The 17,212-nt window shown below is 62.9% G+C and carries 12 protein-coding genes; 10 read left to right on the forward strand and 2 right to left on the reverse strand.

All coding sequences use genetic code 11. The features are described from left to right. Position 1: 1 nt before the first annotated feature. Positions 2 to 631, reverse strand: coding sequence for a DNA-3-methyladenine glycosylase I (locus tag PSH81_RS14765; protein WP_226457674.1), 630 nt, complete (start codon positions 629 to 631; stop codon positions 2 to 4). A gap of 217 nt (positions 632 to 848) precedes the next feature. Between PSH81_RS14765 and PSH81_RS14770 the strand changes: the two genes are divergently transcribed. The 3 genes from PSH81_RS14770 (at position 849) to PSH81_RS14780 (ending at position 3,749) form a co-directional block, all read left to right on the forward strand. Further along, positions 849 to 2,174 carry a C4-dicarboxylate transporter DctA gene (locus tag PSH81_RS14770; RefSeq protein WP_226457678.1) on the forward strand — a complete coding sequence of 442 codons (1,326 nt, stop codon included), beginning with the start codon at positions 849 to 851 and terminating at the stop codon, positions 2,172 to 2,174. Between the two features lie 169 nt (positions 2,175 to 2,343). Beyond that, the gene (locus PSH81_RS14775; protein ID WP_192300523.1) at positions 2,344 to 3,045 is read left to right on the forward strand and encodes a FadR/GntR family transcriptional regulator; all 702 of its coding nucleotides are present in this window, start codon (positions 2,344 to 2,346) and stop codon (positions 3,043 to 3,045) included. Positions 3,046 to 3,062: 17 nt separating this feature from the next. Next, the gene (locus tag PSH81_RS14780) at positions 3,063 to 3,749 is read left to right on the forward strand and encodes a GntR family transcriptional regulator (protein ID WP_305390958.1); all 687 of its coding nucleotides are present in this window, start codon (positions 3,063 to 3,065) and stop codon (positions 3,747 to 3,749) included. A gap of 196 nt (positions 3,750 to 3,945) precedes the next feature. Here the strand turns inward: PSH81_RS14780 and PSH81_RS14785 are convergent, their stop codons facing one another. Then, entirely contained in the window at positions 3,946 to 8,805 is a 4,860-nt protein-coding gene (locus PSH81_RS14785) for an NAD-glutamate dehydrogenase (RefSeq protein WP_226457675.1), read from the reverse strand. 481 nt (positions 8,806 to 9,286) lie between these two features. Here PSH81_RS14785 and PSH81_RS14790 point away from each other — a divergent pair, with 481 nt between their 5' ends. The 7 genes from PSH81_RS14790 (at position 9,287) to PSH81_RS14820 (ending at position 16,757) form a co-directional block, all read left to right on the forward strand. Beyond that, positions 9,287 to 9,640, forward strand: coding sequence for a hypothetical protein (locus PSH81_RS14790; protein WP_226457676.1), 354 nt, complete (start codon positions 9,287 to 9,289; stop codon positions 9,638 to 9,640). A 274-nt stretch (positions 9,641 to 9,914) separates the two neighbouring features. After that, a complete protein-coding gene (locus tag PSH81_RS14795) occupies positions 9,915 to 10,874 on the forward strand; it encodes a MoxR family ATPase (protein WP_034119884.1) in 960 nt (319 codons plus the stop codon). 5 nt (positions 10,875 to 10,879) lie between these two features. Continuing rightward, positions 10,880 to 11,812 carry a DUF58 domain-containing protein gene (locus PSH81_RS14800; protein WP_226457836.1) on the forward strand — a complete coding sequence of 311 codons (933 nt, stop codon included), beginning with the start codon at positions 10,880 to 10,882 and terminating at the stop codon, positions 11,810 to 11,812. Further along, on the forward strand, positions 11,809 to 12,303 hold the full coding sequence (locus PSH81_RS14805) for a DUF4381 domain-containing protein (protein WP_192300528.1): 495 nt from the start codon (positions 11,809 to 11,811) through the stop codon (positions 12,301 to 12,303). The genes PSH81_RS14800 and PSH81_RS14805 overlap by 4 nt, the downstream gene beginning before the upstream one ends. Then, entirely contained in the window at positions 12,296 to 13,384 is a 1,089-nt protein-coding gene (locus PSH81_RS14810; RefSeq protein ID WP_192300529.1) for a VWA domain-containing protein, read from the forward strand. The genes PSH81_RS14805 and PSH81_RS14810 overlap by 8 nt, the downstream gene beginning before the upstream one ends. Further along, positions 13,381 to 15,120 carry a tetratricopeptide repeat protein gene (locus PSH81_RS14815; protein WP_192300530.1) on the forward strand — a complete coding sequence of 580 codons (1,740 nt, stop codon included), beginning with the start codon at positions 13,381 to 13,383 and terminating at the stop codon, positions 15,118 to 15,120. Before PSH81_RS14810 ends, PSH81_RS14815 begins: the two co-directional genes overlap by 4 nt. After that, a complete protein-coding gene (locus tag PSH81_RS14820; protein ID WP_305390959.1) occupies positions 15,117 to 16,757 on the forward strand; it encodes a BatD family protein in 1,641 nt (546 codons plus the stop codon). Before PSH81_RS14815 ends, PSH81_RS14820 begins: the two co-directional genes overlap by 4 nt. Positions 16,758 to 17,212 lie beyond the last annotated feature (455 nt).

The raw sequence follows: 17,212 nt of genomic DNA on the forward strand, positions 1-17,212 counted from the left end.
GTCAGGGCCGCTTGAACTGCCGGCGCAGGTCTTCGATCTGTGCCCGGCAGTGGCAGCCTTCCAAGTGATCGTTGACCATGCCCATCGCCTGCATCAGCGCATACATCGTGGTCGGGCCGACGTAGGTCCAGCCACGCTTCTTCAAGGCCTTCGACAACCGCACCGAGGCCGGGGACGTGGGGTTGGCGGCCCAATAAGCCAGATCGACCACCGCCGGGCGCTCTTGTGCAGTGGGCTCGAACGCCCACAGCCAGGCTGCCAATGAACCCGTTTCATCCACCAGCTCACAGGCACGCCGTGCATTGTTGATAGTCGACACTATCTTCGCCCGATTACGCACAATCCCGGCATCGTTCATCAAGCGCGCTATATCGGCCTCGCCATACGTGGCGACCTTGCGAAAATCAAAGCCCTCGAACGCCACCCTGAACTGCTCGCGCTTGCGCAGGATGGTGATCCACGCCATGCCCGCCTGAAAGCCTTCCAGGCAGATCTTCTCGTACAACTGGGTGTCGTCGGCCACCGGCACGCCCCACTCGTGATCGTGGTAACGCGGGTATTCCGGCGCGGACGTGCGCCAGGCGCAATAGGTCTGCCCACAGGCGTCGGTCGTCAGTCCTGGTCTGTCCATCCATTACCTCAAGTGCCAAGCACCGGATGATAAGCGAAAATTTTTATCACCCGCCAACCGCTCAAGCATCACCGTCACCGACCAACTGGTCAGACCGGGACCGGTCAACCGGCGAATTTTTACTTGTGATTTCAAAAAACCCCAGCGTAGACTGGCCCGGCACTGGACTTACCGGTAAGACCACAACAATTAAGCCCTGGAACCACCAGGGCACCGAATAGAGATCCCTCCCATGCTCAGATGGTGCTCGCGTTCGATTTTCCTGCAAGTCGTGATTGGCCTGATGCTCGGCGTCATATGCGGCTTGGCCCTTCCCGAATTCTCCACACAACTCAAACCCCTGGGTGACGGCTTTATCAAGCTGATCAAAATGCTGATTGGCCTGATCGTGTTCTGCGTGGTGGTCAGCGGCATTTCCGGTGCAGGCGACTTGAAGAAAGTCGGGCGCATCGGCCTCAAGTCGGTGATCTACTTTGAAATCCTCACCACCGTCGCCCTGGTGATCGGCCTGGTCATGGCCTTCAGCACCGGGATCGGCACCGGCGCCAATATCCACCTTGAGCAGTTGTCCTCCGCTGGCCTCAATGAACTGGCCGACAAAGGCCAGCACATCAAAGGCACCAGCCAGTTCCTGATGGACCTGATCCCCAACTCGGTAATCGGCGCCTTCGCCGACAACAACGTTCTGCAAGTGCTGCTGTTCTCGGTGCTGTTCGGCAGCGCGCTAAACCTGGTGGGTGAGGCGGCTTCCGGCATCTCGCGCCTGATCAACGAACTGAGCCATGTGATCTTCCGCATCATGGGCATGATCGTGCGCCTGGCGCCAATCGGTGTATTTGGCGCGATCGCCTTCACCACCAGCACCTACGGCCTCGATTCGCTGCAACACCTGGGCAGCCTGGTCGGCCTGTTCTACCTGACCTGCTTCGCCTTCGTCGGGCTGATCCTCGGCCTGGTAATGCGTCTGTCCGGCCTGCGTATGTTGCCGCTGCTCAAGTACCTGCGCGAAGAACTGCTGATCGTGATGGGTACCGCTTCGTCCGACGCGGTGCTGCCACAGATCATGCGCAAACTCGAGCACCTGGGCATCGGCAGCTCGACCGTCGGCCTGGTGATTCCGACGGGGTATTCGTTCAACCTCGACGGTTTCTCGATCTACCTGACCCTGGCCATCGTGTTTATCGCCAACGCCACCGGCACGCCACTGTCGATGACCGACTTGCTGACCATCCTGCTGGTGTCGCTGATCACCTCCAAGGGCGCCCACGGCATCCCGGGCTCGGCCCTGGTGATCCTGGCGGCGACACTCACGGCGATCCCGGCGATTCCGGTGGTGGGCTTGGTGCTGGTGCTGGCGGTGGATTGGTTCATGGGCATCGGTCGCGCATTGACCAACCTGATCGGCAACTGCGTCGCTACCGTAGCCATCGCCCGCTGGGAAAAAGACATCGACATCCAGCGCGCCAATAAAGTACTCGAAGGCCAGCACGGTTATACCTTCCAGGCCAAGAAGCCGGTACTGCCGGCGCATCAGGAGTTCTGAGGTATTCCTGAGGACAACACAGACCAATGTGGGAGCTGGCTTGCCTGCGATAGCGGTGTATCAGTAAAGAATTATTTGACTGACACACCGCTATCGCAGGCAAGCCAGCTCCCACACTAGATCTTCACTGGATTCATTACCGTATTTGCAACATAAAGGAGAGGTAGACGTGATAAGCACCTCAACCGTCGTCAATTCAGTGGTAGAAAAACTCCGCGCCGCCCTGGCGCGGGGTCAGTGGCGCCGGGGCGAAATGCTGCCCGGCCAACGCGAACTGGCGGAACAGATGGGCATCAGCCGCCCGAGCCTGCGCGAAGCGGTGATCGTGCTGGAAACCCTTGGCCTGGTGCGCTCGATGCCCGGAAAGGGCGTGGTCGTGCTCGAAACCGATGTCAGCGAACCCCAGACCAACGACGCGGTGGCCGACGCCAGCCTCGAAGACATCCTGCAACTGCGCTACACCCTGGAGCCCTTCGTCGTGGGCCTGGTCGCCCAGTCCATCAGCAGCAAGGAAGTCGGCCAACTGCGCCTGACCCTGATGGACATGCGCGAAGCCCTCGACGCCGAAGACGCCGAGGCCGGCATGAATGCCTATATCGGCTTTCACGAAGAACTGTTCGCCCTGACCTCCAACCCGATCTTCCAGAACGTGGTGCAGCAGACCCGCAACGCCCTCAAGCTAAGCGCGCAGGTACTGCGCAACTCGCCGGAACACCTGGCCGAACGCCTGCGCGAAAACGAAGCCGTGGTGCGCGCCATCCGCAACAAGAACAGCGCCCTGGCCAGTGCCGAAATGCGTCGGCACATCCTTCAGGAAGGCCTGCGCATGGGCATTCGCTTGAACATCCCGGATGACCATCTGGGCAGCTGATTTTTTGGAGACCGGCCATGACCGCTTATGCGTTGCAACGCGACCCTATCTTCCCAGCCCTGCGCTTGATCGCCGGTAAAAAGCCCTCGGTGGACGACATCTACCCGCGCCTGTTCGACGCCATCCTCGAACAGCGCATCGCGCCGGCCAGCCGTTTCACCGAAGAGAGCCTGGGCGAGACCTTTGGCGTGAGCCGCAGCGTGATTCGTCGGGTCCTGGCGAAACTGTCCCATCAACAAGTGATCATCCTGCGCCCCAACCAGCGTGCCCAGGTGGCCGCACCGGATGCGCAGCAAACCCGGCAGATCCTCGAAGCCCGGCGCCTGACGGAAATCACCGTGGTGCAACTGGCCTGCGTGCATGCGACACCCACACAAGTGCGCCAGTTACGCGAACTGATCGCCCGCGAGCGCGAATGCATCGAGCGCGATCAACGTGGCCCGGCCATTCGTTTGTCCGGGGAGTTTCATCTGCAACTGGCGGCGATGGCGCGTAATGCCCCGCTGGCGCAGTTTCTCAACAGCCTGGTGCCGCTGACATCGTTGGTCATTGCCCAATATGAAGCGAAAGCCTGCACCTACTGTGCATGGCAAGAACATGTGGCGATTGTGGATGCGCTGGAGCAACGGGACGCCGCCGCCGCCGTGAGCCTGATGACCCAGCACCTGGATCACCTGGAATCCAAATTACTCAAACACCACTGATCCCCCTGACAAATGGAGATCAAAATGTGGGAGCTGGCTTGCCTGCGATAGCGGAGGGTCAGCCAACACATCTGCAACTGATACACCGCTATCGCAGGCAAGCCAGCTCCCACAGTGATCGCATTCCAATTCAAGTAAAAAAGCCCCCGTATCTTGCGATACGGGGGCTTTTGTTTTCAGCGTCAGATCAAGCCGGTTACAACACCGACTGACCACTCAACGCCAGGTCCAGCAACTCGCGGTTGGCCACTGCATACATGGCGTAGTCCGTGCCAACGGCAGCACGAATCTCCACCATCATCGCCACCCAACGCTCTGCCATGTCCTTGTGCTGCTCAAGCCACAGGGCCACGCGGGCTTCCATGTCTTGTGGCGCGTCGGCCATTTGCAGTACCGAAATGGTGATCGCCCGTTGCTGCCAGTCCACATCGTCGCGGAACGCTTCGCGGGCCTGGGCCTGCCAGTTGTTGGCCACCGGCAAGTCGCTGATCTGCTGCAGGTACCACGGCAAGTCCAGGGCGCTGCCAACGGCGAAGTAGGCCTTGGCCACTTCGGCGGCGTCATGCCCGGTCACGTCGGCGGCTTCGATGATCGGCAGCAAGGTGTACAGGTGGGTAGTGCCTGCAACCATGCGCGCCAACAACTCAGGCACGCCAGCTTCGGTGTAAGCCTGGTAGCGGGTCTGCCAGCCTTCGCGGGTCGGGCCTTCCAGCAGTTCGTCGAGCTTGAGGCCCAGCGCCGCCAGGTGCGGACCGAAGTGCGCGGTGTCACGACCAGCGTCCTGTTCGTTGCGACGGCTGCGCAGGAACCAGCGCGTGGCGCGGCGCCCCAGACGCATCAGCTCGTCCATCAGCTCCAGTTGCACGTCAGCGGAAACCTGATGATCCAGGGCTTCAATCTGGCGGAACCAGTGCGGGAGGTGGAAGATGTCGCGCACGATCACATAAGCGCCGGCCACGTTCGCCGGGCTCATGCCGGTCGACTCTTTGAGTCGTTGAACGAAGGTGATGCCCATGTGGTTGACCAGGTCGTTGGCGATCTGGGTGCTGACGATCTCGCGCTTGAGGCGGTGACGACGCATGGCCTCGCCGAACTTGGCCACCAGGCTCGGCGGGAACGCAGTCTCCATGTCACGGGTCAGGTACTCGTCATCCGGCACCTGGGACTTGAGCAACGCTTCCTTGAGGTCGATCTTGCTGTACGAGATCAGTACCGACAGCTCCGGGCGGGTCAAGCCCTTGCCGTTGGCCGCGCGCTCGACGAGCTGCTCCTCGGTCGGCAGGTACTCGATGGCGCGGTCCAGCTTGCCACGGCCTTCCAGGTCGCTCATCAGGCGCTTGTACTCGGCAGCACGCTCGTAGGCACGGCGCGCGGCCAGGGACAGGGCCTGGGTCTGCTTGTAGTTGTTGCCCAACACCAGGTTGCCGACTTCGTCGGTCATGCTCGCCAGCAACTGGTTGCGTTGCTTGTCAGTCATGTCACCGGCCTGCACCACTTCGTTGAGCAGGATCTTGATGTTCACTTCGTGGTCGGAGCAGTCCACACCACCGGCGTTGTCGATGAAATCGGTGTTGGAACCGCCGCCATTGAGGCCGAATTCCACACGACCCAGCTGGGTCATGCCGAGGTTGCCGCCCTCGCCCACCACCTTGCAGCGCAGCTCGTTGCCGTTGACGCGCAATGCGTCGTTGGCCTTGTCGCCCACATCGGCATGGCTTTCGCTGCTGGCCTTGACGTAGGTGCCGATACCGCCGTTCCACAACAGGTCCACCGGCGCCTTGAGCAAGGCATTCAGCAGTTCGGTCGGAGTCAGCTTGTCGGCCGAGATGTCGAAGCGTTCTTTCATCTGTGGCGAGATGGCAATGCTCTTCGCGCTGCGCGAGAAGATACCGCCGCCTTCGGACATGATGCTGGTGTCGTAGTCGGTCCAGGCCGAACGCGGCAGCTCGAACATGCGCTGGCGCTCGACAAAGCTGGTGGCCGGGTTCGGGTTTGGATCGATGAAAATGTGCAGGTGGTTGAACGCTGCGACCAGTTGCAGCTTGTCGGACATCAACAGGCCGTTACCGAATACGTCACCGGCCATGTCGCCGATGCCCACCACGGTGATGCTGTCTTCCTGCACGTTGATGCCGCGCTCACGGAAGTGACGCTGCACACCGACCCACGCGCCCTTGGCGGTGATGCCCATTTTCTTGTGGTCGTAACCGGCGGAACCACCGGAGGCGAACGCATCGCCCAGCCAGAAGCCGTAGTCGATGGCGATGCCGTTGGCGATGTCGGAGAAGGTCGCGGTGCCCTTGTCCGCGGCAACCACCAGGTACGGGTCATCGTCGTCATGACGCACGACGTTGGCCGGTGGCACCAGGGCGCCATCCTTGAGGTTGTCGGTGATGTCCAACAGACCGGAAATGAAGATGCGGTAGCAGGCGATGCCCTCGGCCGCGATCTCGTCGCGGCTGCCGCCCAGTGGCAGGCGACGCGGCAGGAAGCCGCCCTTCGCACCCACCGGCACGATGACCGAGTTCTTCACTTGCTGGGCTTTTACCAGGCCAAGCACTTCGGTACGGAAGTCTTCTTCACGGTCGGACCAGCGCAGGCCGCCGCGGGCAACGTTGCCGAAGCGCAGGTGCACGCCTTCGACACGCGGCGAGTAGACGAAGATTTCAAACTTCGGCACCGGCTTTGGCAGCTCGGGAATCGCGCGCGGGTCGAACTTGAAGCTGAAGTACGACTTGTTCTGGCCGTTGGCGTCGGTCTGGTAGAAGTTGGTACGCAGCGTGGCTTTGATCAGGTCCAGGTAGCGACGCAGGATGCGGTCTTCGTTGAGCACCTGAACGTCGTCCAGCGCGCTGAGAATCGCTTGCTCCAGGCGTTGCTGCTTGTCTTCCAGGTCGTCGGCGGTGAGTTTGCGCGCCAGGTAGAAGCGGGTCTTGAACAACCGGGTCAACTCGCGGGCGATGTCGGTGTGGTTGTTCAGGGTGCTGGCGATGTAACCGAGGTCGAAGCCCAGGCGGATCTGCTTGAGGTAACGGGCGTAGGCACGCAGCAGCGCGACGTCGCGCCATGGCAGGCCGGCGGTGAGTACCAGGCGGTTGAACGCATCGTTCTCCGCGTCGCCATGCACGATGTGCACGAACGCGTCCTGCAGGGTGTCGTTGAGTTGCTGGATGTCCAGGTTCACGCCTTCGGCGGCGATGAACGCGAAGTCATGGATCCAGAACTCACGGCCATTGGCATGACGCAGGCGATACGGGAACTCGCCCAGCACGCGCAGGCCGAGGTTTTCCAGGATCGGCAGTACGTCGGACAGCGCCAGCGGGGTGTCGGCGTGATAGAGCTTGCAATGCAGCTCGCGCTGGCCGGAGACCTGGCCCAGCGGCTGATAGAAGCTCATCACCAACGGATTGGCTTCGGTCAGGCTGTTGAGATGCTGCATGTCGACCACGGCCGAATGCGCAGCGAAACGCTCGCGGTAACCAGCCGGGAAGCCTTTCGGGAAGTCGGCCAGCACGTTGGTGCCCTGGGCTTCGCCGAAGCTTTCGATCACCAGGCTCGAGTAGTCGTCCTGCCAGCTGCGGCAAGCCTGCACCACTTCTTTTTCCAGTTGCAGCGGGTCGATGTCGAGGCGGTTCTTCGGATCGACACGCAGAATCAGTTGCACACGGGCCAGCACGGATTCGGAGAAGAAGGTCCAGAACTCGCAATCCGATGCTTTCAGGCGATCCATCAGCACTTGTTGGATCTTCTGGCGCACTTCGGTGGAATAGATGTCGCGCGGCACGTAGGCCAGGCAGTAGCAGAAACGACCGTACGGGTCTTTGCGCAGGAACACGCGGATCTTGTTGCGTTCCTGGATCTGCACGATGGACATCACGGTGCTGAACAGCTCGTCGACCGGAGTCTGAAACAGGTCGTCACGGGGCAGCACTTCTACGACTTGCGCCAGCTCCTTGCCCAGGTGCGCCTTGGCCTGGAAGCCCGAGCGGCGCTCGATTTCGGCGACCTTGCGGCGGATGTACGGGATGACGCGCACGCTTTCGCCGTACACCGAAGAGGTGTAGAGGCCCATGAAGCGGTGTTCCTTGATGACCTTGCCGTCGGCGCTGATCTCACGGATCGACACATAGTCCGGGTAGGCCGGACGGTGCACACGGCTTGGGTGGGCCGCCTTGGCGAACGACAGTACCGTCGGTTCGCGCAGGTAGTTCACCGCGTAGTCTTCGATGCGCAGGTCGTCGGCGGTGAGGCCGGCACGCAGCAACTTGGTCAGACCGAGGAAGGAATCGGCGTCATATTCGATATGACCGCCGTCCGCCTCGTCACGTACCACGAACTCTTCATAGCCGAGGAAGGTGAAGTGGTTGCCCACCAGCCATTCCAGGAAGTTCTTGATCTCGGCCTTTTCTTCGCCGTCGATGGCGAACTGGCTCGCGTCGATACCGGCCAGCAGGTCCTGTACCTTGGCTTTCATCGGCTCGAAATCGGCCACGGCCACGCGCACTTCGCCCAGCACCTGCTCAAGCTCTTTGCTCAGCACGCTCAGTTCGGCGGTATTGGCGCAACGGTCGATTTCCAGGTACATCAGCGATTCTTGCTGGATGCCTTCGCCCTGGGTGCCTTTTGGCAGGATTTCCAGCAACTCGCCCTTGGCGCCACGGCGCACGCTGAGCACGGTGGTTTGCAGGGTGTGGATGCTGTAGCCGCGGCGGTTCAGCTCGGTACGGACCGAGTCCACCAGAAACGGCAGGTCATGGTGCAGCACTTCGACCGCAGTGTGGGTCGATTGCCAGCCATGACGTTCGTAATCGGGGTTGTACACACGCACTTGCGGTTGGGTGTGGTCAAAGCGCTCAAGCAGGCGCCACGCAGAGAGGGTGCAGCCGGCCAGGTCGGAAAGGCGACGTTGGGTCAGTTCATCCAGGGAAATGATGCCGAAGAATTGTTCAGCGAACAGCGCCACTTGTGGCAGTGCCTGTTCACTGATGTGCTGCGCCAGTGCCGCTTGCAGTTGATGCTGGAAGTCGGCCTTGCTGGCTGCGGTGAAGAACGCCATCTGTGGTACTCCGCTTGGGCTTGTTATTGATGAAAGCGTCGCGTGTTGTCCCCTTGCGGGGAGACCGTCAGCGCCGTTCGCAGGTTAACCATAGCGAATTCGGCGTGACAGGTGGGTGAAGCTGGACAAGACCACCGGGTCACATACAACTTTCACAAGATACACACCTTGCCGGGTGACGGTACGACGGGCAGGTCAGGCGCCTGGCAGGTGCACATCCGTTGCGCAGCTTAACGAGTGTAGGAAGACAGCTGCTTGCGATGCTGCGACATATTCGGTCATCGGTAAGCAGGCTGCGGGTTGCAACTTGGGCAACCCGGAATTCGCGGCGAAAAAATCGACTATTATCACGCCTGTGAGTGCCAGAAATGACCGATTCGGCCCGCAAGGTCATGCACTGGGCCAGACATAGAATGCAGCACAAAATTCGCCGCAATGGCACAATCGCCGGCATTGCGCCCTAGCCCTGACAGGATTCCCCATGCTGCAACTTAAAACCGACGCCCTGATGGTCACCCCGTGCGACGACGAAGAAGACAACATGGCCATGCTCTGCTGCCACGGCAAGAACGGCGAGATGTTCATGCTCACCCGCTACCCGGATGAAGACGAAGTGGAACTGACCTGGGACTACGAGCCATCGACGCTCGACGGGCTTAAAGTCACCCTGGGCGACACCACGCTGCTGGTAGAACTGGCAGCAGGCGATGCCGACGCGCTGGGCGGCAAGGATCAATTGCAGATCACCCACGCCACCGCCGCAGCGGACCTGGCCGAAGTCGAAGAAACCCTGCAAAACATCCTCAAAGGCACCGGCACCTTCATCCGAATCTAAGTCCACCCAGAGTCACATGAGGTTGAAGCTTGTGTGGGAGCGGGCTTGCTCGCGAATGCGGTCTGTCAATTGCAGATGTGTTGTCTGGTCCACCGCATTCGCGAGCAAGCCCGCTCCCACATTCACAGTGTTTCAACACAAAAATCCTACAAGATTTGCCAAAAATACCCGTCACGCCGTTAGTCGCCACACCCCTCGATGCATTAAAGTAGACGCCCCAGCCCGGCGCTCGTGTCATGACGCCCAGGGCGCACCTCTCCAGGAACCGTCATCGATGGAACATCGTGAAGCGCTGCTCGCGCTGCGAACCTTTCTTTCTACGCAGATTCTCGGCCAGGAAAAACTCATCGATCGTCTGTTGATCGCCCTGCTCGCCGACGGCCACATGCTGGTCGAAGGCGCGCCGGGGCTGGCCAAGACCAAGGCCATCAAAGAGTTGGCCGAAGGCATCGAGGCGCAGTTCCATCGCATCCAGTTCACCCCCGACCTGTTGCCCGCCGACATCACCGGCACCGAGATCTATCGCCCGGAAACCGGCAGCTTCGTGTTCCAGCAAGGCCCGATCTTCCACAACCTGGTGCTGGCGGACGAAATCAACCGGGCCCCGGCCAAGGTGCAATCGGCCTTGCTTGAGGCCATGGCCGAGCGCCAGGTCAGCGTCGGGCGCAGCACCTACGAACTGTCGCCACTGTTCCTGGTGATGGCCACGCAAAACCCCATCGAGCAGGAAGGCACCTACCCATTGCCCGAAGCCCAGCTCGACCGCTTCCTGATGCATGTGAAAATCGGTTTCCCGGACGCCACCGTGGAACGGCGCATCCTGCAACAGGCCCGTGGCGAAGCGCTCAATGGCGAAACCAAACCCGAGCGTCGTGTCAGCCAGCAAGCCATCTTCGCCGCCCGCAAGGAAATCCTCGGCCTGTACATGGCCGATGCGGTGGAGGAATACCTGGTGCAACTGGTCATGGCCACGCGCACCCCGGCCAAGTTCGACCCGGAGATGGCCGAGTGGATCGCCTACGGCGCCAGCCCGCGGGGCTCCATTGCCCTCGACCGCTGCGCCCGCGCCCATGCGTGGCTGGCCGGTCGCGACTTTGTCAGCCCGGAGGATATTCAGGCGGTGCTGTTCGACGTGCTGCGCCATCGCATCATTCTGTCGTTCGAAGCCGAAGCCGCCGGCATTGACCAGGACCGCGTGGTGCAACGCATTCTCGACGTCGTTGCCGTCGCTTGAGCCCCATGAACGCAGGCGATGGCATCCGCGTCACCCTCAGCGAATTGATCGAGATGCGCCATCGCGTGCGCGAAGTGCAGCTGTTTTCCACGCCGAGCCAGCGCAGCCCGCTGATCGGCCTGCATCACTCCAAGTTGCGCGGGCGCGGTGTCGACTTCGACCAGGTGCGCGTGTACCAGGCCGGCGATGACGTACGCACCATCGACTGGCGCGTGACTGCACGCACCCAGGAGCCGCACACCAAGCTGTTCCATGAAGAACGCGAACGGCCGATCTTCATCATGGTCGAGCAAAGCTGCCGGCTGTTTTTCGGTTCGGGGCAGATGTTCAAGTCGGTGCTCGCGGCCCAGGCGGCGAGCCTGATCGGCTGGGCGGCGCTGGGCCACAACGACCGTGTCGGCGGGTTGGTATTCGGTGACAACGAGCACTACGAAATCAAACCGCGGCGCAGCAAGCAAAGCCTGCTGCAACTGCTCAACCGCCTGGTGCGGGTCAACCAGAGCCTGAACACCGAAAGCCACCCGGAAGCCGACGCCCTCGGCATGGCCCTGCGTCGTGGCCGCGAAGTACTGCGCCCGGGCAGCCTGGTGATCGTGATCTGCGATGAGCGCGCCCTGACCGAAGGCGCCGAGCAACAGCTGAGCCTTTTGGCGCGCCATTGCGACCTGCTGCTACTGCCGATTTCCGACCCGCTCGACCACGCCCTGCCCGCCGCCGGGCTGCTGCGTTTCGCCCAACGCGGCGCGCTGCTGGAACTCGACACGCTCAACTACGACCTGCGCCAGGCCTACAAGGCCCAGGCCGAAGCGCGCATTGCACGCTGGGAACTGCTCGCGCAAAAACTGCGGGTGCTGCTGATGCCGTTGAGCACCCAGAGCGAAATGGTCGAGCAACTGCGCGAATACCTCAACCCGCAACGCCCGGTTAAAAAACAATGAGCAGCCTTGACCAACTGCAACCGCTGATCGCCCCTCCGGCCATCGGTTTCTGGCCGCCGGCACCGGGCTGGTGGCTGTTGCTGCTGCTCATCCCGTTGCTCGGCTGGGGCCTGTGGTCACTGCGCCGCTTCCTGCCGACACGACGCCCGGTGGCCCGCGCCGAACAACCACTGGACCCACTGCGCATCGCCGCCCTGGCGGAACTCGCGCTGATGCCCAAGCCCTACGACGGCGCCCCTGCCGGCGCCTGGCTGCAACAACTCAACGGTCTGCTCAAGCGCCTGTGCCGCAACGACTACCCCTACAGCCAGAGCCACACCCTCAACGGCCGCAAATGGCTGGCATTCCTCGACAACCGCTGCCCCGCCGCCGGCCTGACGCGCTGGATGGTGCTGGTCGAAGGCGCCTACAAGCCCGAATGCAAACTCGACGACAAGGCCATCGCCGGCCTGACCCAAGCCGTCGACACCTGGATTCGCAAACATGTTTGAGTTCGCCTGGCCGTGGATCTTCGCCCTGTTGCCATTACCCTGGCTGATGCGCCTGGTGCTGCCGGTCGCCGACAGCGGTGAGCCGGCCTTGAAGGTCAGCTACCTCAACGACCTCGAAAGCCTCGCCCGCCGCCGCGCCCGCTCAAACCTGCCGGGCTGGCGCCAGCAAGCACCATTCGTTTTCCTGTGGCTGTTGCTGCTCAGTGCCGCCGCGCGCCCGGAATGGCTCGGCGAACCGCTGCCGATTGCCGCCAGTGGCCGCGACTTGCTGGTGGCGGTAGACGTGTCCGGCTCCATGGATTTCCCCGACATGCACTGGCAGGACGACGACATCAGTCGCCTGAGCCTGGTCAAGCACCTGCTCGGCGATTTCCTCGAGGCGCGCGAAGGCGACCGTGTCGGCCTGATCCTGTTCGGCAGCCAGGCCTACCTGCAAGCGCCGCTGACCTTCGACCGCCGCACCGTACGCACCTGGCTGGATGAAGCACGCATCGGCATCGCCGGCAAGAACACCGCGATTGGCGACGCCATCGGCCTGGCCCTCAAGCGCCTGCGCCAACGCCCGGCGCAAAGCCGCGTGCTGATCCTGGTCACCGACGGCGCCAACAACGCCGGGCAGATCGACCCACTGACCGCCGCGCGCCTGGCCGCCGAAGAAGGGGTGAAAATCTACCCGATCGGCATCGGTGCCGACCCTGAGCAGACCGGTTCCCTGGGTATCCTTGGCGTCAACCCGAGCCTGGACCTTGACGAGCCCGCGCTCAAAGCGATTGCCGAGGCCACGGGTGGCCAGTATTTCCGCGCGCGCGATGGCGAAGAGCTGCAAGCCATCAAGCAGACCCTCGACAAACTCGAACCCGTCGAACAGCAACCGACCCAGGCCCGCCCGGCTCTGGCGCTGTACAGCGCGCCCCTCGGCCTGGCCCTGGTGCTGAGCATGCTGCTGGTGATCCAGGAACGCTGGCCGAACAACGCGCTGCAACGGCTGTTCGACAAACTGTCGAGCAAGGGCCGCTTCCTGCAACAACACCCTGAATGGCGCCAACGCCTCAAACGCCTGCGTTTACGGAGGCGTCGATGATCGACCTGTGGCCGCACTGGTTCCGCCCCTGGTGGCTGTTGCTGCTGCCGTTGCTCGGCTGGCTGCTGTGGCAACTGTGGCACCGGCAAAAACGCGCGGGGCGCTGGCAGATGATCTTGCCGCCGGCCTTCCATGCCGTGTTGCTCAGCGGCGGCAACGGCCGCGAAAGCAAAGCGCCGTGGGTGGTGCTCGGCATCGCCTGGCTGCTGGCCGTGCTGGCGTTGCTGGGCCCGAGTTGGCAGCGGGTTGAACAGTCCAGCCAGAAGCCATCCGACCCGTTGGTGGTATTGCTGGAACTCACTCCGGAAATGCTCGCCACCGACAGCCCGCCCAACCGCCTGGAGCAGGCACGGCGCAAGCTCTACGATTTGTTGCAGGCACGCACCGACGCACAGACCGCCATCGTCGTCTACGCCGGCAGCGCCCACACCCTGGTGCCGCTGTCGGACGACCTCGCCACCAGCCGCAACCTGCTGGAAGCGCTGCGCCCCTCGATCATGCCCGAGCCCGGCCACCGCGCCGACCTGGCGGTCGAGAAAGCCCTGTTCCTGCTCAAACAAGGCGGGCTGGGCCAGGGACGCCTGCTGTTGATCGGCTCGTCGCTGTCCAAACAGGAACGCCAGGGCATTCGCCTGCTGCTGCAAGGTGCCCAGACCCCGAGCCTGTCGATCCTCGGCATCGGCAGCCGTGAAGGCACGCCCGTGACCCAGGAAAGCGGCGAGTTTCTCAAGGACGAACAAGGCGCGATTCTGGTACCACGTCTCGACAGCCCCACACTCAAGGCCTTTGCCAGTGAGATGGGCGGCCGCTACCGTGCCGCGCGCCTGGATGACAAGGACCTGCGCCAACTCGGCGTGCTCGACCCGCCCCAGGCCCTGCGCGACGACGGCCAGCGCCTGCACCTCGACACCTGGGCCGACCAGGGTTACTGGCTGCTCCTGCCGCTGTTGCTGCTGGCGGCCTGCGCCGGGCGCCGCGGCTGGCTGTTCTGCCTGCCGTTGCTGCTGTTGACCGCGCCCCAGCCCAGCTATGCCTTTGAATTACAGGACCTGTGGCTGCGCCCCGACCAGCAAGGCCAATACCTGCTGAAGAAAAAGCGTCCGGCCGAAGCCGCCGAGCACTTCCAGGACTCGCAATGGCAGGGTGTGGCGCTGTATGAAGCGGGCAACTACGCCGAGGCCATCAAGCGTTTCGCCGAAGGCAATGACGCCTACTCCCACTACAATCGTGGTAATGCCCTGGCCAAGTCCGGCGCACTGGAAGCCGCCATCGATGCCTATGAACAGGCGCTGGAAGCCCAGCCCGACCTGCAACCGGCGTTGAAAAACAAAGCCCTGGTGGAAGCCTTGATGCAGGAACAGGCCGAGCCCGAGCCGGAGAAACCGGCAGAAAACCAGGATGACGAAACCCGCCAACCCGGCCAAACTGCGCAGCCGGGTGCCAGCGGGCAAAATGCCACAGGTGACGAGCAGACGTCCCAGGGCCAGGGCGAGGCCGGCACCGGCGAGACCCAGGCCGGGGCCACCCCCCCCACCGGCGGCAACGAAGTGCCGGGCAGCGAACTGGGGGATGAACAAACCACCACCCCGCCGCTGCGCCCCAACGACGCCAGCCTTGACGGAGAACACCGCCAGGCCCTGGAACAATGGCTGCGGGAGATCCCGGACAACCCCGGTGAACTGCTGCGCCGCAAATTCTGGTACGAACAGCAACAACATCAGGACAAGACTCGATGAGCCGCCGCACCACCCTACTGCTTCTGCTCACGTTATCGGCAGGCCACGCCCAGGCGGCGAACCTGGTCGCCAGCGTCGACCGCAGCCGCCTCAACTCCGGGGAAACGGTCGAGCTGACGGTGGAATCGAGCGACGTCACCCAGTTCGGCAAGCCCGACCTGTCGCCGCTGGAGGCACAGTTCGAAGTCAGCGGCACGCGCCAGCTCAACCAACTCACCACCCTCGGCGGCGACAACCACGCGACCACGCGCTGGATCATCACCCTGCTGCCCAAGGAAAACGGCACGGTGATCATCCCGCCGCTGCAAGTGGGCGAATACTCGACCCAACCCATCAGCCTGCAAGTGGTGGAGACCGCCAGCCAGAACACCAGCGCCGAACTGGCACCGGTGTTCGTCGAAGCCAACCTCGACCAAACCACGGTGTACGTCCAGGCCCAGGCGCTGTTGACGGTGCGGGTGTACCACTCGGTGTCGCTGTATGACGACAGCAGCCTCACGCCATTGCAAATCGCCGACGCCCGCGTCGAGCAACTGGGCGAGTCGCGCACCTACGAAAAGGTCATCAACAGCATCCGCCACGGCGTGATCGAAACCCGCTACGCGATCTACCCGCAGCACAGCGGCACGCTGGACATTCCGGCGCAGACCTTCAGTGCGACGCTGGTGGAGTCGCGCCCGCCCCAGGAAAACACCCTGCAAGGCACCAAGCCCGGCAAGCTGATCCACGTCAGCTCGGCGCCGCTGCCATTGACGGTCAAGCCCAAGCCCGAACTCTACCCCGCCGACGCGCCCTGGCTGCCCGCGCGCAGCCTGACCCTGAGCGAAAGCTGGAACCCCGAGCCTGAGCATGTGCAGGTTGGCGATTCCCTGACCCGCAGTCTCATCGTCAGGGCCGAAGGCCTCTCCAGCGCGCAACTGCCGGCGCTGCCCAGCACCGACATCAACGGCCTGCGCCGTTACCCGGACCAACCGGTGCTCGGCAACCAGACCAGCGACCGCGGCCTGATCGGCAGCCGCGAAGACCGCGAGGCCCTGGTGCCCAACCGCGTCGGCCCGTTGGAACTGCCGGCGGTAGACGTGGTGTGGTGGAACACCCACGAAGACCACCTTGAACATACCAGCCTGCCGGCGCGCACCCTGCAAGTGGCCAACAACCCAAGCCTGGTGGTGGACACCCCCGCCACGCCGACCATCATCACCGCACCGGACGACAGTCGCTTGTGGCTGTGGCAACTGAGCACGCTGATCCTGGCCTGCACCACCCTGCTCGGCTTTGGCCTGTGGTGGCGCGCACGTCGCCAGCCCGCCGTGCTGCGCGCCGCGCAAACCGGCCCGAGCCCACGTACGCTGCTCGACGACCTCAAGCGCGCCACCCAGGCCAACGACCCCCAGGCCACCCGCCAGGCCCTCGACGCCTGGGCGCGCCAGCAACCGGAAACCCTGGCCGAGATGGCCGCCCGGTTTGTACCACTGTCCGACGCCCTCGACGGCCTCAACGGCGCGCTCTACAGCGAAAGCGGCCAATACTGGCTGGGCGAAGAACTGTGGCGCGCGGTCAAGGCCATCCCCGTGGCCGAACGCGAGCTGGACCCTGCGACGGACACCACCAGCTTGCCGCCGCTCTACCCCAAATAACCAGGGCCGGCCTGAGACCACACAATCAACCTGTGGGAGATTCTATGGCTGAGGGCAACCCCTCCACCAACAGTCCCGCCGTCTTCGCAGCCTCGCTAAAGCTCGACAGCTCCCACAGGGGATTGGCAGTGCCTGGACGATCTCCAGCCAAGCACTGACAGCCCAGCAACCCCAATCACCTGTGGGAGCGGGCTTGCCCGCGAAAGCGGTGGTTCAGCCAACACCTCTACCAGCAATGCCACCGCCTTCGCAGCCTCGCTAAAGCTCGACAGCTCCCACAGTGGATTGGCAGTGCCTGAACGATCTCCAGCCAAGCACTGACAGCCCAGCAACACCAATCACCTGTGGGAGCGGGCTTGCCCGCGAAAGCGGTGGTTCAGCCAACACCTCTATCAACAGTGCCACCGTCTTCGCAGCCTCGCTAAAGCTCGACAGCTCCCACAGGGGATTGGCAG

This window comes from Pseudomonas sp. FP2335 (assembly GCF_030687535.1).
In the GTDB taxonomy this organism is placed as follows: domain Bacteria; phylum Pseudomonadota; class Gammaproteobacteria; order Pseudomonadales; family Pseudomonadaceae; genus Aquipseudomonas.